This is a genomic window from Microbacterium sp. bgisy203 (genome assembly GCF_057706945.1).
The window spans coordinates 63,846-83,350 of sequence record NZ_JBYIPF010000003.1 but is presented as its reverse complement, the minus strand read 5'-3'; the positions used below and the strand labels follow the sequence as shown (position 1 = coordinate 83,350).

Annotated in this window: 19 protein-coding genes and 1 tRNA gene; 6 read left to right on the top strand and 14 right to left on the bottom strand. The window is 72.2% G+C overall.

What is annotated here, in order from left to right:
- Positions 1–12: 12 nt before the first annotated feature.
- Positions 13–1,122, bottom strand: coding sequence for a DUF2804 domain-containing protein (locus tag AC3ENQ_RS06230; RefSeq protein ID WP_431802766.1), 1,110 nt, complete (start codon positions 1,120–1,122; stop codon positions 13–15).
- Between the two features lie 315 nt (positions 1,123–1,437).
- Positions 1,438–1,908 (bottom strand): Hsp20/alpha crystallin family protein, encoded by a 471-nt coding sequence (locus AC3ENQ_RS06225; protein ID WP_431802765.1) that lies wholly within the window; start codon positions 1,906–1,908, stop codon positions 1,438–1,440.
- Between the two features lie 344 nt (positions 1,909–2,252).
- On the opposite strand from AC3ENQ_RS06225, the gene AC3ENQ_RS06220 reads away from it, so the two are divergent.
- Both AC3ENQ_RS06220 and AC3ENQ_RS06215 read left to right on the top strand, forming a co-directional pair.
- Positions 2,253–2,651, top strand: a complete 399-nt coding sequence (locus tag AC3ENQ_RS06220) for a hypothetical protein (protein ID WP_431802763.1) — start codon at positions 2,253–2,255, stop codon at positions 2,649–2,651.
- A complete protein-coding gene (locus AC3ENQ_RS06215) occupies positions 2,576–3,232 on the top strand; it encodes a hypothetical protein (RefSeq protein ID WP_431802761.1) in 657 nt (218 codons plus the stop codon). Before AC3ENQ_RS06220 ends, AC3ENQ_RS06215 begins: the two co-directional genes overlap by 76 nt.
- 134 nt (positions 3,233–3,366) lie before the next feature.
- Here the strand turns inward: AC3ENQ_RS06215 and AC3ENQ_RS06210 are convergent, their stop codons facing one another.
- Both AC3ENQ_RS06210 and AC3ENQ_RS06205 read right to left on the bottom strand, forming a co-directional pair.
- Entirely contained in the window at positions 3,367–4,905 is a 1,539-nt protein-coding gene (locus AC3ENQ_RS06210) for an L-serine ammonia-lyase, iron-sulfur-dependent, subunit alpha (protein ID WP_431802759.1), read from the bottom strand.
- An 83-nt stretch (positions 4,906–4,988) separates the two neighbouring features.
- Positions 4,989–5,354, bottom strand: coding sequence for a VOC family protein (locus AC3ENQ_RS06205; protein WP_431802757.1), 366 nt, complete (start codon positions 5,352–5,354; stop codon positions 4,989–4,991).
- Positions 5,355–5,475: 121 nt separating this feature from the next.
- Between AC3ENQ_RS06205 and AC3ENQ_RS06200 the strand changes: the two genes are divergently transcribed.
- Positions 5,476–7,407: an alpha-amylase family protein gene (locus AC3ENQ_RS06200; protein WP_431802755.1), complete on the top strand. Its 1,932-nt coding sequence runs from the start codon at positions 5,476–5,478 to the stop codon at positions 7,405–7,407.
- 120 nt (positions 7,408–7,527) lie between these two features.
- On the opposite strand, the gene AC3ENQ_RS06195 is transcribed toward AC3ENQ_RS06200, so the two are convergent.
- Together AC3ENQ_RS06195 and AC3ENQ_RS06190 are read right to left on the bottom strand one after the other, a co-directional pair.
- Entirely contained in the window at positions 7,528–8,688 is a 1,161-nt protein-coding gene (locus tag AC3ENQ_RS06195; protein ID WP_431802753.1) for a Gfo/Idh/MocA family protein, read from the bottom strand.
- Positions 8,685–9,509 (bottom strand): sugar phosphate isomerase/epimerase family protein, encoded by an 825-nt coding sequence (locus tag AC3ENQ_RS06190; RefSeq protein WP_431802751.1) that lies wholly within the window; start codon positions 9,507–9,509, stop codon positions 8,685–8,687. Before AC3ENQ_RS06190 ends, AC3ENQ_RS06195 begins: the two co-directional genes overlap by 4 nt.
- A gap of 252 nt (positions 9,510–9,761) precedes the next feature.
- On the opposite strand from AC3ENQ_RS06190, the gene AC3ENQ_RS06185 reads away from it, so the two are divergent.
- Both AC3ENQ_RS06185 and AC3ENQ_RS06180 read left to right on the top strand, forming a co-directional pair.
- A complete protein-coding gene (locus tag AC3ENQ_RS06185; RefSeq protein WP_431802749.1) occupies positions 9,762–10,148 on the top strand; it encodes a YciI family protein in 387 nt (128 codons plus the stop codon).
- Between the two features lie 28 nt (positions 10,149–10,176).
- Positions 10,177–11,547, top strand: coding sequence for an RNA polymerase sigma factor (locus tag AC3ENQ_RS06180; RefSeq protein ID WP_431802747.1), 1,371 nt, complete (start codon positions 10,177–10,179; stop codon positions 11,545–11,547).
- Between the two features lie 48 nt (positions 11,548–11,595).
- On the opposite strand, the gene AC3ENQ_RS06175 is transcribed toward AC3ENQ_RS06180, so the two are convergent.
- Positions 11,596–11,668, bottom strand: a tRNA-Arg gene (locus tag AC3ENQ_RS06175).
- A 235-nt stretch (positions 11,669–11,903) separates the two neighbouring features.
- The gene (locus AC3ENQ_RS06170; RefSeq protein WP_431802746.1) at positions 11,904–12,557 is read right to left on the bottom strand and encodes an asparagine synthase; all 654 of its coding nucleotides are present in this window, start codon (positions 12,555–12,557) and stop codon (positions 11,904–11,906) included.
- 178 nt (positions 12,558–12,735) lie between these two features.
- Here AC3ENQ_RS06170 and AC3ENQ_RS06165 point away from each other — a divergent pair, with 178 nt between their 5' ends.
- Entirely contained in the window at positions 12,736–12,939 is a 204-nt protein-coding gene (locus AC3ENQ_RS06165; RefSeq protein WP_431802744.1) for a hypothetical protein, read from the top strand.
- Between the two features lie 119 nt (positions 12,940–13,058).
- Here AC3ENQ_RS06165 and AC3ENQ_RS06160 read toward each other — a convergent pair whose 3' ends face one another.
- The 6 genes from AC3ENQ_RS06160 to AC3ENQ_RS06135 form a co-directional block, all read right to left on the bottom strand.
- A complete protein-coding gene (locus tag AC3ENQ_RS06160) occupies positions 13,059–14,009 on the bottom strand; it encodes an aldose 1-epimerase family protein (protein WP_431802742.1) in 951 nt (316 codons plus the stop codon).
- Between the two features lie 172 nt (positions 14,010–14,181).
- Positions 14,182–15,021, bottom strand: coding sequence for a sulfurtransferase (locus AC3ENQ_RS06155; RefSeq protein WP_431802740.1), 840 nt, complete (start codon positions 15,019–15,021; stop codon positions 14,182–14,184).
- 141 nt (positions 15,022–15,162) lie between these two features.
- Positions 15,163–15,768, bottom strand: a complete 606-nt coding sequence (locus AC3ENQ_RS06150; RefSeq protein ID WP_431802738.1) for a PadR family transcriptional regulator — start codon at positions 15,766–15,768, stop codon at positions 15,163–15,165.
- Between the two features lie 166 nt (positions 15,769–15,934).
- Positions 15,935–17,017: an FUSC family protein gene (locus tag AC3ENQ_RS06145; protein WP_431802736.1), complete on the bottom strand. Its 1,083-nt coding sequence runs from the start codon at positions 17,015–17,017 to the stop codon at positions 15,935–15,937.
- 116 nt (positions 17,018–17,133) lie between these two features.
- On the bottom strand, positions 17,134–19,101 hold the full coding sequence (locus AC3ENQ_RS06140) for an HAAS signaling domain-containing protein (RefSeq protein WP_431802734.1): 1,968 nt from the start codon (positions 19,099–19,101) through the stop codon (positions 17,134–17,136).
- Positions 19,098–19,499, bottom strand: coding sequence for a PadR family transcriptional regulator (locus tag AC3ENQ_RS06135; protein ID WP_431802732.1), 402 nt, complete (start codon positions 19,497–19,499; stop codon positions 19,098–19,100). The genes AC3ENQ_RS06140 and AC3ENQ_RS06135 overlap by 4 nt, the downstream gene beginning before the upstream one ends.
- Positions 19,500–19,505 lie beyond the last annotated feature (6 nt).

Sequence of the window (19,505 nt, the reverse complement as noted above, 5' to 3'; positions counted from 1 at the left end):
CCGCACACGCTGTCACCAGCGGTTGTGCACGTCTTCCGCGAAACCCGCGATGCCCTCGAATGACACGGACCGCGCGGCACCCGCGGCATCCGTCCACGAGAACGTGCCCGACCACTGACCGAAACACTGATCGGTGCGCGAGGAGAGGATGCCGAGGTTCGTCCGCGACGTCTTGTCGAAGAAGGGCGTGAAGACGGCGTCGAGCCCGCCGCCGGTGATGCGCCAGGGCCGAAGCGGCGCAGCGAGGTCGTATTCCCACCGCACCGGCACGGAGATCTTGTGCATCGTTCCGCCGACGAGGACGCCGTTCTCCGTCGAGCCGGTGCCGTCGGTCCACCGTCCGCCGAGTTGGATGCCGATGCTCCGCCCGTCGGCGAGGGCGCCCGACCCGGCGCCCCAGTTCCACGCGACGTCGTACGGCCAGCGCCCCCGCCCGTGGTCGAGCACGGCCCACGAGCCCGGCCCGACGTCGTGCGAAACGCCGTCGGTCACGATCACACCCGATGCCGGGAGCGCAACGTCCTTCACGGTGTACTGGAAGAGCCGGTTCGTCCAGGGGACGACGACGGCGAGCAGGTCGTGACGTTCGGGGCGGGTCACGGTGACATCGAACGAGGCATCCGGCATGACGGCGTGCAGCCGCCATACCCGCCCGTCGTCCGCGGGTGTGACGCTGACCGCGAGGTCTTTCGCGTGCGCGAGGGCGATGCCATCACCGAGCGAGGGTGGGAGGGTGACGTCGCGGGCGGGGATGACCGTCGCGTTCCGGCCCCACGAGCGGCCGGTCGCGCGCTCGAAGATCCACACCTCGTGGACGGCGGCATAGTCGAGGGAGGAGATCGTGAGCGCCGCGATGTGAGTCGGTGTGATGACGTTCCAGTACTCCCACCGCTTGTTGCGCCCCCAGCCGGGGACGCGCACGCCGTGCCGCGCCGCGATGCCCGACGTGTCGACGAGCGGGCGACGCGCCCAGCCGATCGCGGCATCGTTGAGCGATCCGTTCGGGAGCGTGAGAGCGACCGGTTCGGTGAGTTCCCGCTCGGGGCGTTCATCAGCCGTGGGCGGGGCGGGGCGTTCGCCGGCCGCGGGCGGGGTGGGTTTCGGGACAGGCTCGGTGGTCATCGGCATCCTCGTCGACGTCCTGCGCGCCTCGGGCGGGCGGCGGGTGATCCGATTCTATCGATCGCCTGTGTGCTCCTGGCACCCGCGCGCGCACACGCGCACGCGCACGCTCGCGCAAGTGTCGGCGCAGATCGTCCTCACCGCGGAGAACGTCGGCGCAGATCGCGCCCATCAGGCGCAGTGGGGGCGATCTGCGCCGACGAAACCCCTCGCGGTGGCACCCAGAACCGCCCCGCTCCGTGCGGACGCGGGGCGGTTCGGGGGGCGTGAGCCGCGGGGCTCAGGCGCTCTTCAGTGGTCGATCACTGGTCCAGGTCACTGGTCGACGGGCTGGGGCGCCTGGTCGGACTCGTGGGCCTGGATGGTCTCGTGCGCCGGGGTGGACGCCGCGCCGTCGGCGACGACCTGCACCTTGCGGGGCTTGGCCTTCTCGCTCACGGGGATCGTGACGGTGAGGACGCCGTTGCTGTATGTCGCGGCGATGTTCTCGGTGTCGATGCCCTGGCCGAGGTTCAGCTGGCGCAGGAAGCTCGCCGCCTCACGCTCGCGGGTGATCCACTTGACGCCGTCGCCCTCGGGCAGCGTGCGCTCGGCGCGGATCGTGAGCAGCTGGCCGTCCACGTCGATGTCGACCGAACCCGGGTCGATGCCCGGAAGGTCGGCGCTCAGGACGTAGTGGTCGCCGTCACGGTACAGGTCCATCGGCATCCGGCGCGGGCCGCGGCGCGTGTCGAAGAGGCCCGACGCGAGGCGGTCGAGGTCACGGAACGGGTCATACGTGGCCATTGTTCTCTCCCTTGTTCTGGTGGCCCGGCGGGCGCCGGACCGGTGGTCTCAAAGTTGAGCCTTTGCGGCTCAAGTGCTCTCAGATTAGCACTCTCGGGGGGCGAGTGCCAGCCGTTCTCGCACGGCGAACGATGCGGGTGGCGGGGTCGCAATTCGTGGGCGCGGATCGTCGTCTCCTGCGGTTTCGTCGGCGCGAATCGTCGGCATCCTGGAACATGAGCGCGATCTGTGCCGACGTTCGCGTGCCGCCCATCGACTCCTCCCCAAGAAGCGATGTGCGCCATCCCTCCACAGATTCGCGATGCAGGACGTCACACGGCGTCGCGGGCGAGCAGGGTGTGGGGATGCCTCGACCGCCGCAACCACTCCCCCTCAGCCTCGGGACCTCATTCACCCACGCCGAAGCCCTCGCCGCGGGCGTGACGCCCGGGCGCCTTCGAGGTCGGGACCTCGAGCGCCCGTTCCACGGCGTGCGCATGCGCCCGGCGCCCGCCGACGAGACCGACGACGGTCCGCTCACGCTCGATCGCCGTCGGCGCGAGCGGGTGCGGAGGCGGGCGGTCGCCGTCGCTCCCACCCTCAGTCCGCACGCGATCTTCGCGGGCTGGACCGCCGCGGCGCTCTGGGGTGCGCCTCTGCCCGACGACTTCGACCCCGACGGCGATCTGTGCGTGGCGACACCGCATCCGGTCCGGGCACCGCGGGCTGCGGCATCCGATCTCACGCGCTGCGCCCGCACCTGATCTCCACCGTCGATCTCGGCGGGCTGCGCGTGTCGAGCCCCGCGACGACCTGGGCGATGCTCGGTGGCGAGTGCGGCGAGCGCTGGCTCGTCGTCGTCGGCGATCACCTCGTGCGTGTGCCCCGCGACGACCGAGGCACGCCGGTGCCCTCAGCCCAGCTGACGACGATCGAGATGCTACACGCGGCGGCGATCGAACCGGGACGGCGGAATCGGTCGCACCTCTTGGGAGCGCTCGATCGGGTCAGGGTCGGCAGCAGCTCGCGACTCGAGACCGAGTACCGGCTGGATGCCGAGGCCACCGGGCTCCCCCCGATGGAGCTCGATGTCGAGATCCGCGACGTGGGCGGTCGGCTCCTCGGCATCGCCGATAGCGTGTATCCGCGCTATGGCGTGATCGTCGAGGTCGAGGGGGACCACCACCGCACGAGTCGACGACAGTGGAATCGCGACATCGATCGCATCGCCGCGTTCACGGGCGAGGGGTGGGACGTCACGCGGCTCACGGGAGCGCGCGTGCGCGGCGGCACCGCACCCGACGTCGTCGCAAGCGCTCTGCGCCGACACGGGTGGCAGGGGTGACCTGGCGGGGGAGTCCGCGGGAGTTCGTCGGCGCGAATCGTCGGCATCCTGGAGAATGTCGGCGTGATTCGTCCTCACCCTGACCGATGAGCGCGATCTGCGCCGACGAAATCCTGGCGGCGGCGCGGCGCGGGTCAGCACTCGATGACGTTGACCGCGAGACCGCCCTCGCTCGTCTCCTTGTATTTGTGCGACATGTCGATGCCGGTCTGGCGCATCGTCTCGACCACCTGATCGAGGCTCACGAAGTGCTCGCCGTCGCCGCGGAGGGCCAGGCGCGCCGCGGTCACGGCGGTCGAGGCGGCGATCGCGTTCCGCTCGATGCAGGGGATCTGCACGAGGCCGCCGACGGGGTCGCAGGTGAGGCCGAGGTGGTGCTCCATCGCGATCTCGGCGGCGTTCTCGATCTGCCGGTTCGTGCCTCCCATCACGGCGGTGAGCCCGCCGGCGGCCATGGCGCACGCCGACCCGACCTCGGCCTGGCACCCGCCCTCGGCGCCCGAGATCGACGCGTTCGCCTTGAAGAGAGACCCGAGCGCCGTCGCGGTGAGCAGGAAGCGGCGGATGCCGCGACGTCGGTTCGCCTCGGCGACGGATGCCGCGTCGGCGCGCGCCTTCACGGCATCCGCGCTCGGGGCGTCGCCGGCCGAACCCGAAGCACCCGCGCCCGCGTCAGCCGCCTCGTCCGCGCCATGCAGGCCGAGCAGCGCCGACCCGACGAGCTCGCCGTAGGGCGTGACGGCGGTCGAGGACCCGAGGCCCGAGTCGGCGAGGAACCGCCACCAATACATCGCGACCGCCGGCACGATGCCCGCCGCCCCGTTCGTCGGAGCGGTGACGACTCGGCCGCCGGATGCGTTCTCCTCGTTGACGGCGAGCGCGAACGCGCCCAGCCATTCGCCGGGGAGCTCGCGCCCCGACTCGGCCTCGGCGCGCTCGAGCTGCAGGCGGATATCGTTCGCACGACGCTTCACGCGCAGGATGCCGGGAAGCTCGCCTCCGGTCGCAAGGCCCGCCTCGACGCACGCGGTCATGGCATCCCAGATCGCGTCGAGCCCGGCGGCGACCTCGCTCTCACTCCGCAACGCCTCTTCGTTGCGGCGCGCGGCCTCGGCGATCGTGAGGTGCTGCTCGTCGCACAGCGCGAGCAGCTCGGCAGCCGAGGCGAACGGCAGCGGGTAGGCGACCGCATCGACGGCCGGGGGCTCGCCCTCCCGCCGGATGAACCCGCCGCCGATCGAGTAGTAGGTCTGCTCGGCGAGCTCGGCGCCCGCGGCGTCGAACGCGCGGAGCGTCATCGCATTCGGGTGCCCCGGCAGACGCGTCCGCGGCGCGAAGGCGACGTCGCTCTGCGCGAAGGGCACGGGCGTCCGGCCGTCGACGACGAGCGGTGCGCCGTCGGTCCACCTCGTCCACGCACCGCGGACGTCGGCGGGGTCGACGGTCTCGGGTTCGTGCCCTTGGAGGCCGGCGACGACGGCGTCGGGGGTGCCGTGGCCGATCCCCGTCGCGCCGAGCGATCCGCAGAGGTCGCAGGTCACGCGCGCGAGACCGGGCAGGTCGGCGATGCGTCGCGCGAAATCGCGACCCGCCCGCAGCGGGCCGACCGTGTGGGAGCTCGAGGGTCCTACGCCGATGGAGAACAGCTCGAACGCCGAGACGTACGCACTCACCCTGCGAGCCTACGCCGCGCGCACCGCAGCCGTCCGCACCGCAGCCGTCCGCGCGGGGCCGTGACCGGCTGCAACCGACCGCGTCAGGCGCGCTGGAAGGCGACGAGCCCGACCGTGTTCCCCTCGCTGTCGCGGATGAACGCCTGCCACTCCTCGGTGCCCACCGGGCCGAGCGTGTCGTCCTCGTGCACGAAGATGACGTGCGGCGCGGCGACCACGTCGACGAGCCCGGCAAGACGCTCGAGCGTCTCGTGGACGTTGTCGACGCGCAGGTAGACGAGGGCGCTCGGAGCCGCGGCATCCAGCAGCAGCCGCGCACCGTCGAGGTCGAAGAAGAGGAGCCTCGGCTCGTCGAAGCGCGCGAGTGGCGGACGCTCGAGGAGCATCGTGTAGAAGTCGGCGGCACGGTCGAGGTCATCGGCGTGCTGGGCGATCTGAACGAGGTCCACGGGGAGCCTTCCGGTAGCAGGCGCGCCCACGGAGCACGCAGGCGGACGTGCGCGCGGCGGCGCGGGGATGCCGCCAGCGTAGCCCGCCCGTAGGCTGGGGCATCAGGGGGTGAGGCGACCGATGACCGCGCTGAGCACGATCGATGCCGACCGAAGCGCTGCGCTGGCCGCAGCAGAGGATGCCGGGAGGCTCGATGACGCGTTCCTCGCGCGATTCGACGAGCAGTTCCCGCGGCTGCACGACCTGTTCGCCGCGCTCTACGGCGGGCGCAACGACGGGCAGGAGCAGCTCGCCGCGACGATCGCCGCGGCATCCGCCTCGTGGAACGCCCGCCCGCTCGACCTCAAGGTTCGCGACGCCCAGCGCGCCGCCGACCCGGACTGGTTCCAGTCGGAGCGGATGCTCGCCGGTGTCTGCTACGTCGACCGCTTCGCGGGGAACCTCGCCGGCATCCGGGACCAGATCCCGTACTTCCGGGAGCTCGGCCTCACCTACCTTCACCTCATGCCGCTGTTCGAGGCGGAGACGAGCCACCCGGCGGGCGAGAACGACGGCGGCTACGCGGTGTCGAGCTACCACCGGGTCGACCCGAGCCTCGGCACGATGGCGCAGCTGTCCGAGCTCGCGGCGGACCTGCGTGCCTCGGGCATCGCGCTCATGCTCGACATCGTCTTCAACCACACGAGCGACGCGCACGAGTGGGCGCGGAAGGCCGTTGCCGGCGACCCGGAGTTCGAGGACTTCTACCTGATCTTCCCCGACCGCACCATGCCGGATGCCTTCGAGCGGACGACGCGCGAGATCTTCCCCGACGACCACCCCGGCTCGTTCGTGCCGATCCCCCCGAAGGACGGATCGTCGGACGGGCCGCCGCGCTGGATCTGGTCGACGTTCTCCCACTACCAGTGGGACCTCAACTACGCGAACCCCGCGGTGTTCCGTGCCATGGCGGGCGAGATGCTCTTCCTCGCCAACCAGGGCGTCGACATCTTCCGCATGGACGCCGTCGCCTTCATCTGGAAGCGGCTCGGGACGCCGTCGGAGTCTCTCCCCGAAGCGCACCTGCTGCTGCGGGCGTTCAACGCGGTGCTCGCGCTGGCCGCGCCGAGCGTCGCGTTCACGTCGGAGGCGATCGTGCACCCCGACGAGGTCGTGACGTATATCTCTCCAGAAGAGTGCCGCCTCTCGTACAACCCGCTCCAGATGGCGCTCACGTGGGAGGCCCTCGCGACCCGCGACGGCCGCCTGCTTCAGGATGCCCTGGACCACCGACACGCCCTCCCGGCCGGCACCGCCTGGCTGAACTACGTGCGTTCACACGACGACATCGGGTGGACGTTCGCCGATGAGGATGCCGCGGCGCTCGGCATCGACGCGTTCGCGCACCGGCAGTTCCTCAACCGCTTCTACACGGGTCGGTTCGACGGCACGTTCGCCCGGGGCGTTCCGTTCCAGGAGAACCCGGCCACCGGCGACGCGCGCGTCACCGGGACCACCGCGTCGCTCGCGGGCATCGAGGCGGGCGACCCGGGCGGCGAGGATCGGGTGATCCTCGCGCACGCCCTGGCGATGTCGACGGGCGGCATCCCGCTCCTCTACCTCGGCGACGAGGTCGCGCAGCTTAACGACTACTCGTACGCCGACGATCCCGCCCGCCGCAGCGACAGCCGTTGGGTACACCGCGGCAACGCGCCCCGCGACCGGTACGCCGAGCGCGGCGACGAGTCGACGGCGGCGGGCCGCGTCTTCCGACGCCTGACGAAGCTCATCGCCGCGCGTCAGCTCGCCCCCGAGCTCGCCGGGAACGAGCTGATCGGCTTCCGCACCGACCACCCGTCGGTCGTGGGATTCCAGCGGCCGGGCGAGGCGAGCACCGTGCTCGTCCTCGCGAACGTCGGGGATGCCGCGGTGCACATCGACGCGCTGACGCTGTCGGGGTTCGAAGCGTCGGCATCCGACCTCGTGGGTGATCGCGACCTCGACCTCACCGACGGCATCGACCTTCCCGCGCACGGCTTCGTGTGGTTGCGGGTGGAGCCTCGGGCGGCGTGACCCACGCCGCGGCGGCCGATCGCACACGCACGTCGTGAAAGCAGGGCCGATCGTGCCCCGCATCCCGCGTCGGGCGCGCGTGATGCGGATCGACCCTGCTTTCGCGACAGCTTCCGGCAGTCAGACCCGCGTTCGCGCGAACGGGTCGAAGTCCTCCGGCAGCAGCGGCACGGGAGCCACCGTCGAGGCGACCTCGACGGTGGCGCCGGAGGCGGCCGACTCCTGCGCCGAGAGCATCACGTCGAGGACGTGATAGCCGAGCTCGCCGGTCGCGATGTGCGGCCGGCCCTCGTTCAGAGCCCGCGCCATGTCGAGAACGCCCAACCCGCGACCGGTCACGGCACCGACGGGCTCGATCTCGATCCACTCCTGGCCGCCGCGGGCGGCGTCAGTGATCGATTGGAGCGGCTTCACGTAGGCGATCCGCCCCTCGAACATGTTCGGGTCGGGCAGGACGATCGTCCCCTCCGAGCCGTGGATCTCGACGACGCCGGCGCGTTCGAGCGCCGAGTCGAAGCTCAGCAGGTGCGTGCCGTGCTGGCCGCCCGCGAACGAGGTCAGCACCTGCACGGTCGAGGGGACCTCGACCGGGAACGTCTCCCCGGCGCGCGGTCCCGATCGGATGGTGCGCTCGAGCTGCGGCCGCGACCCGCGTGCGGCGACGGCGTCGATGGGCCCGAGCAGGCTCACGAGTGCGGAGAAGTAGTACGGACCCATGTCGAGCAGGGGGCCCGCGCCCTCGGCGAAGAGGAAGGCGGGTTCGGGATGCCAGGCATCCGGACCCTGGGTCTGGAAGATCGTCTGGACGAACAGCGGCGTACCGATGACGCCCTCCAGGAGGGCCCGTTTCGCCGTCTGGAACCCCGGCCCGAGAAGCGTGTCGGGCGCCGAGCCGATGCGGACGCCTGCGGCATCCGCCTGCGCGAGCAGCGCCTGCGTCGACGCGCGGTCGAGGCCGATCGGCTTCTCGGTCCAGACGTGCTTGCCTGCCGCGACGGCCGCCGACGAGACCGCGACGTGGACCGCGGGGATCGTGAGGTTGACGACGAGTTCGACGTCGGGGTTCGCGAGGACGTCCTCGGCACTCCCCCACGAGGGGATGCCGAACTCCTCCGCCTTGGCCCGCGCGCGCTCCGGGACGAGGTCGCCGACGGCGACGACGGCGACATCGGGGAACGAGGTGAGGTTCTCGAGGTAGGTCTGGCTGATGACGCCGGTGCCGATGATGCCGACGCCGAGCGGGCCGCGCGCCTGGGCGGCTTCCGTACCCGCGGCGCTCACGCGACGAACCCGCCGTCGGTGAGGAACACGAGACCGGCGGCGACGTCGTCGAAGACGTCCCCCGGCGCGTGGTCGAACTCGATGACGGCGTGGCGGATCGCGGTACCGGCCTCGAGGGCGGCGGCCAGCGGCACGTCGCCGGTGCCGGCACGGCGCTGGTCGAGGCTGGCCGAGCCGAACTCCGCAGCGCCCGGCGCCCACGGGTTGGATGCCGGGACCACGCCGTCCTTGACGTGCACGGCCGTCAGCCGGTCGCCGAGGCTCGCGACGAGCGCGGGGACGTCCTGCCCGCCGGTGAGCGCCCAGAAGAGATCGAGTTCGAGCTGCACCCGCGGGTCGAGGAGCGAGACGAAGCGCTCGTACGCGCTCTGCCCGTCGAAGTCGGCCACGAACTCCTGCGCGTGGTTGTGGTAGCCGACCGACAGTCCGAAGCCCGCGGCGGTGTCGACGAGCGCGTTGAGGCGCTCGGCGATGTCGGCGACGCCCTCTTCGGTGAGCCAGCGGTCGGCGGCGACGAACGGGTCGAACACGGTCGACATGCCGATCTCCGCGGCCGCCGCGAACACGACAGCGGGCTCCGGCGTCGGAATCGACCCGTCGGGTGTCCACAGCTCGTCGGTGAGGAGAGGCGCGTGACCCGTCGGAGATGCGAGGCCCGCGGCATCCAGCGCGCGGCGGATCTCGGTGGGATGCCCGACGAAGTCGAACGCCTCGACGTTCCGGAATCCGGCGGCGGCGAGCCGATCGAGCGAGGCCTGCGGGTCGGCGGCGAACTCCTTGGCGAGCGAGTAGAGCTGGACGGAAGCTTCGGGAAGAGTCATGAGTGCATCCTCGGGGTACGTCGTCATCGACGGCGGCAGTGCCGTCGGCACGACCCTACTCGATAAAACCTCCGCCCGGAAGTATTCGAGGGGATGCCGTGGACCGCGCATCGGGGAGCGACGGACTCCGGGGGTCGAATTCGCACAGGCGTGTCGAAATCCACAGGCGTGTCGAAAACTGCAGGGCGGCTCCGACACACTGAGAGGGTCGCGACCGGCGACCCGCACTGGCACCCCCGTGAGGAGATCACCGTGAAGTACCTCATCCTGATCCACGAAAGCCCCGCCGTCGCCACGCTGTTCGCCGACATGAGCGACGAAGAGCGCGCCGCCGCCTACCAGATCTACTGGGACGTCGAGCGCGACCTCCAGGAGACCGGCGAACTGGTCGACTCGAAGGCCCTCGACACCACCGCGCAACGGGTCGTACAACGCGCCGCGACGCCGGGCGAGGCTCCTCTCGTCACCGATGCGCCCCTCCCCGAGGTCACCGAGGTCGTCTCGGGCTACTACCTCGTCGACGTCGCCGACGAGGCGCGGGCGGCCGAGATCGCGGCCCGATTCCCCGAGGCGGCCGCCCCCGGCGGCATGCGGATCGCGCGGGTGTGGACCGACGCCGACTTCGCGGCGAACACCTGAGCGACGGGGCCGTGTCGAGGGAGCGCCGATGCCGATCGCGATGCCGGGAGACTCGGTGAGCGACGCGCGCGGTGCGCCGCGCGGCGCCACACCGACCGGCATCCTCACGGCGGCACTGCGGTCGGCCACGCCGCGCGCCCTCGCCGTGCTCGCGCGCCGGACCGGCGACTTCGACGATGCCGAGGACGCCCTTCAGGAGGCGGTCGCCGCGGCGGTCGTGCAGTGGCCGCGCGAGGGCATTCCGGCGGAGCCCGCCGCCTGGCTCGTGCGGGTGGGGTCTCGACGGTTCGTGGATGCCGTCCGCTCGAACGCCGCGCGACGCGATCGCGAAGACCGGGCGGCCCGTCTCTCGGCGCGCGAAGGCGAGGCATCCGATCGCGACGACACGCTGCGCCTCTTCCTGCTGTGCTGCCACCCCGCGCTGCCCCGCGCGTCGCAGGTCGCGCTGACGCTCCGGTGCATCGGCGGCCTCACGACGCGCGAGATCGCGCGCGGCCTGCTGTCGACCGAAGCGACGATCGCGCAACGGATCTCACGCGCGAAGACGCGCCTGCGCGGGCTGCCCTTCGACGGCGACGGGTCCGGCGGAGCGGCGCCCCTCGGCGACCGGGTCCCCGCGGTGCTTGAGGTCCTGGCGCTCCTCCACACCGAGGCACACACGGCGGCGGGCGGCGCCAATGTCTCCCGCGGCCCGCTCGGCGCGGAGGCGTTGCGCATCGCCCGGATGCTGCTCGCGCTCGGGTCACCCGCGGACGAGTGGTACCCCGAAGCCGCAGGCCTCGTCGTGGTCATGCTGCTCACCGATGCGCGGGCGCCCGCGCGGACGGATGCCGAGGGGATGCCGATCCCGCTCGAGCTGCAGGATCGCGCGCTGTGGCGGGCAGACCTCATTGCCGAGGGGCTCGCGCTGCTGCAGGAGACGCTCGCCCTCAGGCGCGCAGGGCGTCTCCAGGTGCGGGCCGCGATCGCCGCCGTCCACGCCGAGGCGGCGCGCGCCGAGGAGACCGACTGGCGCGAGATCCTCGGGCTCTACGAGGTCCTGTGCCGGCTCGATCCAGGGCCGACGAGCGCGCTCGGACACGCCGTCGCGCGGGGCGAGGTCGAAGGGCCGGATGCCGGGCTCGCCGCGCTGGGGGCGATCGATGGCGACGGGCTGGGCGGGGCCCAGGTCACGGGCGGGGTCGGGGTCACGGGTGAGGTCGGGATCACCGGCGGGGGCGGGCTCACGGGCGGGGTGCCCGCGGGCCGGGTCGCCGCCGTGCGGGCGCACCTGCTCGCACGAGCGGGCCGGGGCGAAGAGGCGGCCGCCGCGTATGGGCTCGCCGCGCGCCTCAGCGGCAACGAGGCCGAACGCCGATGGCTGCGGCGCGAAGCGCGTGGCCACGTCGGAGAAAAGTGAAGACCCCCGGCGTGAACCGGGGGTCTTCAGCACTGTCTCAACACAGTGTGCGCCCGAAGGGACTCGAACCCCTAACCTTCTGATCCGTAGTCAGATGCTCTATCCATTGAGCTACGGGCGCATGCCTCCCTCGCGGAAGGCCGTAGGCAAGCTTAGCGCACGCGTCGGCATCCGACGAATCGAGCCACCGACCGGGCCGCCGCATCTCGCGTGGGCGCGGGATCGTCGGCGCGAAGCGTCGTCATCGCGCGGCGAGAGGACGAGATGCGCCGACGAAATCCTCGATGACGACGATGTGCGCCGACGAAACACACAGCCCGCGCGAAGCGGGGCGCAGAGGATGCCTCCCGGCTCGCCTACTCGAATTCCCCCGGTTCGACGGCGCCCCGGGGGACCGCGCCCTCGGTGACGATGTCGGGCAGCTCCCCCGCCTCGCGGAGCTTCTGCTGCGCGGCGACACTCCTCCGGTGCGCGCGGAGCTTCGGCAGGTCGACGAGCCGCAGCGCCTGCATGCGCGCGGAGCGCATGCGCTCGTAGTCGGGCTCGAGATCGGGGCGGGATGCCTCGATGCGCAGCGTCCGCTCGATGTTCCCGGCGACCTCGTCCCACGCGGCATCCCGCGCGTCGGCGATGAGCCGGTGCAGCTGCTCGTCGTCGGCGGCGCGCGCCCGAAGCTCGGCGGCGACGTGCAGCGACTGCTTCTCGCGGCGGCGGAGGTTCCGGACGTCGCGGCTGCGGTAGTCGTGGGTGCCGTCGGAGATCGAGTGGCGCTTCCGTGCGATCTTGCGCTCGTGTTCGGCGCGGTGCGCCTCGTCCTCGGCCTCCGCCGCGAGCGTCTCGAGCGTCGCGCGCGCTTCGGGGACGTACCGCTCGGGGTCGAAGTCCTCGCCGTCGGCGAGGATGTGCATGAGGATCGCGTTCTTGAGGCTCAGGCGGGTCGCGGCCGACGCGATGTAGAGCCCCTCGGCCACGACATCGCGGGTGCGGACGCGCTTGTGCTTGCCTGCCACGCGGTCACCACCCCCTCGTTTCGATCCTATGGAACCGGGTTCCCGGCGCGCGAGGGTCCCGCCGGGGGAATGTCGGCATAGCACGGCAAACCCATAGGGACAACCCCTTGTCTGTGGATCGAGGCGCCGCATAGCGTGATCGCAGACTCACGTTCACTGCACCCGAAAGGAGCGCATCATGGGATTCCTGGATGACGCGAAGGACGCCGCCGAGACCGCGGGCCGCAAGATCAAAGAAGGCTTCGAGGACACGAAGGACCGCGTCGACGACTACTTCGACGAGAAGAAGGCGGAGGCCAACGTCAAGAAGGCCGAAGCCGAGAAGGAGTCGGTCGAGACGAAGAACGAGGTCAACGCGGAGCTCCGCGGCGACAAAGACTGAACCTCACCAGCCACGCCGGCCGTGATCGCGGCGCGGGCGTCAGCGAAGGGCCTTGGAGAGTACTCCGGGGCCCTTCTGCCTGCCCCGGGGGGGAATGCCGGCCGGGGTGTCGGGGCGGGTCAGAGCGCGAAGATGCGCCAGGATGCCGATGCCTGCGCTCCGGCATCCAGCACGATCAGCCCCGTGCCCCACGGGTAGTGGTCGTCGTTGAAGGCGTCGGGCGCGCACGTCATCGGCTCGACCGCAAGGCCCGCGCGGTGGAAGGGCTGGGCGGGGCCGCCGGGGAGGTCGGCGGTGTGCACCTGGACCCACGGGCACGCGGCATCCCACGCGAGTGCGACGCCCGTGCCCGACGGGTCGGTCACCCGCACCGTCGCGAGGCCCGCGTCGTCACGCACAAGGTCGGTGTACGCGTGGTCGAGTTCGACCGGGCCGAGCACGCGCGGTGCGCGCCGGTCGAAGCGCGCGGGATCGAACGTCGCGACGTCGTGGAGGGCGACCGGAGCGAGCCGGTCGGGGGTGACGTCGAGCACGACGGATGCCGGAAGCTCCAGCGTCCAGGTGTCGAGGGGGCCGGGGCCGGCGACGAGGTAGGGGTGCGGGCCGGTGCCGAAGGGCGCGGCATCCGTCCCCTCGTTCGTCGCGATCACGGTCTGGGTGAGTCCGTCAGCGCCCAGCTCGAACGTCGTCTCGACGCGGACGCGCCACGGATAGCTCGTCTGCGGCTCGATCGTCGCGGCGAGCGTGAGGGCGTCGTCGGTGTGCGCGGTGTCCGTGAAGTCGAGCCAGCCGGCGAAGCCGTGGAGCGCGTGGCCGCGCTCGGGCTCGGTGAGCGCCAGGCGGTACTGCTCACCCGCGAAGGCGTAGCGCCCGTCGATGACGCGGTTGGGCCACGGGGCGAGCAGCGCGCCGCGGAACCCCGGGCGCACCTCATCGGCGTCGAACGGGACGGTGAGGTCGCGACCGTCGTGCCGCAGGCGGCGGAGGGATGCCCCGATGCTCGCGATCTCGGCGAAGTAGGCGCCGGAGCGGATCGAGTACTGCGTGCCGGAGCGGGGTGTGGTGGTCACCGGTCGATTCTCGCGGATGGGAGCGCGTCGTGGGCGGGCGGGCGCGGGTTTCGTCGGCGCGGATCGCTGCCTCGGGAGATTTCGTCGGCGCGACATGCTGTCACCCGGCGCGATGAGGACGATCTGCGCCGACGAAACCGGACGGGGCGCGGGCGGGGGTCGGGTCCGAGGCTCAGGGCGTGGCGCCCGTGGCGACGGGGCGCTCGGGGAGGTTCGCCCACTGGCTCCACGACCCGGGATACAGCGCGGCGTCGTGACCCGCGACGGCGAGCGCGAGGATCTCGTGCGCCGCGCTGACGCCCGAGCCGCAGTAGACGCCGAGGGCGGTTCCGGGGTCGATGCCGAGGTCCGCGAAGCGACCGCGCAACTCGTCGGCGCCGAGGAACGTGCCGTCGGCGCGCACGTTCTCGGTCGTCGGGGCGCTCACCGCGCCGGGGATGTGCCCCGCGCGCGGATCGATCGGCTCGGTCTCGCCGCGGTAGCGCTCACCGGCGCGGGCGTCGAGCAGGATGCCGTCGGCGCTCGCCCCGAGCGCGGCCGCCTCATCGACCGTGAGCTGCCGCCGATGGCCGGGGTGGAGGGTCGCGAAGCCCGGATCCCTCACGACATCTCCCTCCTCGAGCGAGTATCCCGCCGCGCGCCAGGCCGCGAGTCCGCCATCGAGGACGCGCGTGGACACCCCGGCATCCGTCAGCATCCACCACGCCCGCGCGGCGCCCCACCCCTTGTCGTCGTCGTAGACCACGATCTCGTCGCCGTCGTCCAGACCCCAGCGGCGGGCGGATGCCTGGAACGCCTCGGCGTCCGGCAGCGGGTGACGCCCCTTGGTCGGGGCGCCGTGCGCCGCGAGGTCGGCCTCGAGGTCGACGAACAGCGCGCCGGGGATGTGGCCTGCGACATACGGCGCGTGGCCGTGCGGGCCGCCGAGGCTCCAGCGCACGTCGAGGACGACCGGCGGATTCGGCGCGTCGAGGCGAGCGGCGAGGTCTGCGGCGGTGATCAGGTCGTCCATGGTTCGACGCTACCCCGGGCCGCGGCGAGCGGGGGCGCCCGGCCGCGGCGTTCACAACTCCGGAGAATCGGGCCTAGAGTCCCGCCCCGAGGGTCGATCTCGCGCCCCGGAGGGTGAATCTCCGGAGTTATGAACCTAGACTCACGGCCGGCCCGTCGCGTCGGCCTTAGTCGGGCGTCCGCGCTTGGGCTTCTCGGTCGACAGCTCGAGGGCGAGCGCCTGGCGCGGGTGAAGCGCGAGGCGCTGCTCGGTGTGATCGAGCCAGCGCACCTCGGCCTCGGCCGCGAAGATCATCGAGTCGACGACGAGCGACCAGGCGAGCTCCTCGGCACCGTCGGGGCTGGCCCCCGCGTACTTCGCGCGCTGCAGGCTCTGCAGCTGCGAGAGGGACGCGCGGCGCTGGGCCTGGATGACGCCCACGACGTCGACGCCCGGGAGGGTCGCGGCGATCGCGAGCTTGATGGCGAGCTCGTCGCGCGTGCCCTGCGTCCGCTCGACGGGAGAGGCGAGCCACGCCGCGACCTCCGCGCTGCCGGCATCCGTGATCTCCCAGTACACATGGCCCTGGTCATCGGTCTCGCCCTTGGCGACGAGGCCGTCGCGCTCGAGGCGGTCGAGGGTGTTGTAGATCTGGCCGACGTTGAGCGGCCACGTCGAGCCCGTGCGGCGATCGAACTCGGCGCGCAGCTGGTAGCCGTAGCACGGCCCCTGGTCGAGGATCGCCAACAGGCTCTGGCGCACGGACATCCGCTTCTCCGATCCGCTCCCGATGGAGATACCGGGAATCTGATTTCCGAGTATATGCATACCGGGAATTGCATGTCGAGCATGCGTGCGCGTGGCGTGTCTCTTCCGGCCGCCTTCCGGTCGCTGTCCCGGTGATCGAGCGAGCGCGGCGAGGCGGACGCCGCCGTCAGCGCCCGGGGGCTAGACGCAGCCGCACCGACAGCGCGGCGATGGTCCCGACCACCGCGCCGACGAGGGTGTCGACGACGCGTTCCAGGGCGCGAGTGAACGTCGCGCCCTCCCCCGTCGCGGCTCCGATGATCAGCAGCACGAGCGGGGTGATGAAGACGAGCGCGAGCGCGTAATGCCGAACGACGACGAGTTCGATCACGAACTGCAGGCCGCCCTGCAAGAGTCCGAGCGCCCATACCGGCAGCGGCAGGAGGGCGAGGACGAGATAGAGCCCGGCGCCGAGGACGGTTCCGACGGCACGGTGGATGCCGCGCGTTGCGGCGTCGCGGCGGCCCACCGGCATCCCGACGACGGCAAGGCCGGCGCAGACGATCCAGTACGACCGCGCGGGATCGACGACGGCCGCCGCGACGACGCCGACGACCGCGACGATCGAGGCGCGGAGCGTGAGGGTGCGCGCGACGGCGTCCCAGCGCGCCGGAAAGAGGTCACGGAGCCGCCGCGCGGGTGCGCGTCGGTAGCGCGGCAGGAGGAGCGGCGCGACGACGAGGAGGCAGGCGAACAGCGACGACCCGGCGACGACAGCGAGGTAGATCCAGGGGTCGACGACGCGTGCGCCGTCGCGGATCGCGGTCACCTGCGCCGAGAGCCCGTAGACGAGGACGAAGAAGACCGGCCCGGGAGGGCCGAGCGAGACCCACCCCGCCACGGCGGCCGAGACGATCGTGACGACGATCGCCCCGGCGAGCACCGAGCCGGTGCCCCCGGCGGCGGCGAGGACCCCCGCAGCGGCGCAGACGAAGAGGGCGAGCGCGACGACCGGTGCGAAGCGCGCCCGTTCGCGCGGACGCAGCCAGCCGCCGTAGATGACCGTGAAGGCGCCCGTCGCGGCGAGCAGGGCGATGTCCGACCGCCCAGATGCCGCAAGCGCCACGATCGGGACGGCCATCGCGAGCGCGGCCTGTAGGGCGAGCGGCCAGCGCCGACCCGTCGACGGCCCGAACGTCGTAAGGCTTCGTGCGACGTGCGTCGCCTCGGCGCGCAGGCGCGCGCGGAGGGGGACGTGGTCGGGGCTCACCTACCCATTCTCGCGCGGACCGCCATTCTCGCGCGGACCGCGCTGTGCGCGGCGCGATGCCCCGGCCGCCGAGCGAACGCAGCGAGTCGACACGCCGCCGCCGGCGCACACCCCGCTCAGCGCGTCGAGATGCGCTCCTCGGTGCGACGCGCCATCGGTATGCCGATGACGACACCCGCGACGAGGGCGACGGCACTGACGATCGCGAGCACCAGACCGAACGGCGCGTGGTCACCGCCCGAGATGTCGTACGCATCGGCGAGCGACATCCCCGGGCCGAATGAGGCCATGAAATACCCGAGCGCCCCGGCGGCGAGGATGCCGCAGTAGGCCGTCACGATGCCGCGCACCCCCGCTCCGCGCCGCCACGAGAGGATCAGTGGGGCGAGTGCGAGCAGCGGGCCGATCGCCAGGTAGCCGAGAACCGTCGGCACGCTGAAGTCCTCACCGACCGCCGCGAGATGCGCGTAGATCTCGTCGAGGCTCTCGCCCGGCGCCGCCGCGAGTGGGTTCCACACGAGGATCTGCAGCGCCGCCGTCGTCGCGTACGCCACGACGAGCAAGAAGCCGACGACACCGACGAGCCGCGCCGACACCCCGACCTCGGCATCAGGGCGCGGCGCACGCCCACGAGCGTCAGGCTGCTCCCCGCCCGCCGGCACGAAGCGCACAACGAGCCACAGCGCGAGGATCGCCGAGGCGACGCCGAAGACTCCCCAGACAAGCCCGAGATCGAAGGAGGATGCCGGACGCACGCCGCCGTCTACCGCCGAGGTGGCCGTGTACTCCCACGGGAGCACCAGCGGGATCGCCGCGAGCACCGGCAGCACGAGCGCCGCGGCTGCGCGGTCCACCGGCATCCACCCCTCCGCTCTCCACTGCGCGATGATCGCGGCGGCCCACACGGCGAGAAGCGCCGCGGCTCCCGCCAGCAGCGCCCCCGACGCCAGCATCTGGCTGAGGACGAGGAGCACGAAGCCGACGCCGCCGACCGTCATCGCCGCGACGACTCCGAACGCCTGGGCCCGGGTCGGATGCCAGCGATCGGCCGCCGCGGCGGCGCGGAAGCCGACGCCGAGGATCACCGCGGCGGCGGTCAGCGTCGGCAGCGCGAGCTGCCCGACGATCCCGACCAGGGCGGAGGGCTCGACGAGCGTCCATGCACGGCATCCGTCGGCGGTGCACGCAGTCACCGTTCGACCCGCATCGAGCGCGGCGTTCACCGCGAATGCCATGCCGCCGCCGGCGAGTACGAAAAGCAGCGTCACGAAGGTCTTGTCGCCGTCGCGCCAGGACCGCGAGATCCAGACGAGGCATCCGGCCAGCACGAGCGCGAGCTCTGCGGCGACGAGGAACCCGTACACCTGCTCGCTCCGCACAGCCAGCGCCGCCAGGGCGACGAAGGATGCCGATGCCAGCGCGATGCCTCCGAGCGCGAGCGCCGCGACGAGCGGAGTCTCGAGCCACGCGCCTCGGCCGGACCGGGCGATGACCGGCATCCGCTCGGGTTCGCTCCGGCCCCGCGTGGAGAGCCCGCGGACCAGGAGATACGCACCTGCGAGAAGGGGCAGGACGATGAGCGCGGCGAACCCCGCACCCCACGGGAGCGGGTTCGCGGACGATCGGCCGACGGCGGTCAGGGCGAGGCCCGCGAGGATCGCGAACGGCCACGCCGCGGTGCCGACGATCTTGTCCGACCGGCTGAAGCGCCGCGACGACCACAGCAGCGCAAGGCCGACGAGCCAGCCGACCAGGACCATCCACCACGTGCCGACCGTCAGCGCGAGGACCGTCACGACCACGCCAGCGGCGGAGTCGGCGAACCGGGGTGACGCGCCGGGAGCGCTGCTGGCAGCAGCCGCAGCCGGCTCGACACCGGCCGCGATGAGGGCCGGGTCGCCGAGGTCGGTGAGCGTGCGGTCGAGGTCGAAGCCGGGCTCGGCGGCGGCTTCGCGGAGGTGATCGGCGATCTCCCGCATGATTCCGTCCGCCGCGGCGGGGTCGACCGCGGCGACGGCGGCGTGGACCTCGGTGAGATACGCGCGGGCGCGCGGGTCGCGCAGCACCGAGAGCTGGTCCTTCATGATCGCTCGGTCCTTTCGTCGGCGGGAGCGGCGGGAGTGTCAGCGGGAGCGGCGGAAGTGGCAGCGGGAGCGGGATCGAGGGCGGCGGCGACGGATGCCGAGACATCCGCCCAGGTGCGCTCGAAGCCCCGGACGGCGTCGCGACCGGCATCCGTCAGCCGGTAATAGCGCCGCGGCGGGCCGCTCGGCGACTCGATCCAGTGAGTCTGCACCCAGCCCGACTCGCGCAGGCGCGTGAGCAGCGGGTAGAGCGAGCCCTCGCTCGCGAGGAGCCCGAGCCCGGTGAGGCGTCGCGCGAGGTCGCGGCCGTACAGGTCGCCGCCGCGCAACAGCGCGAGCGTGCACCACTCGAGGACGCCCTTGCGCAGGTTGGTCTGCACGCGCTCTTCCGGATACATGCATCA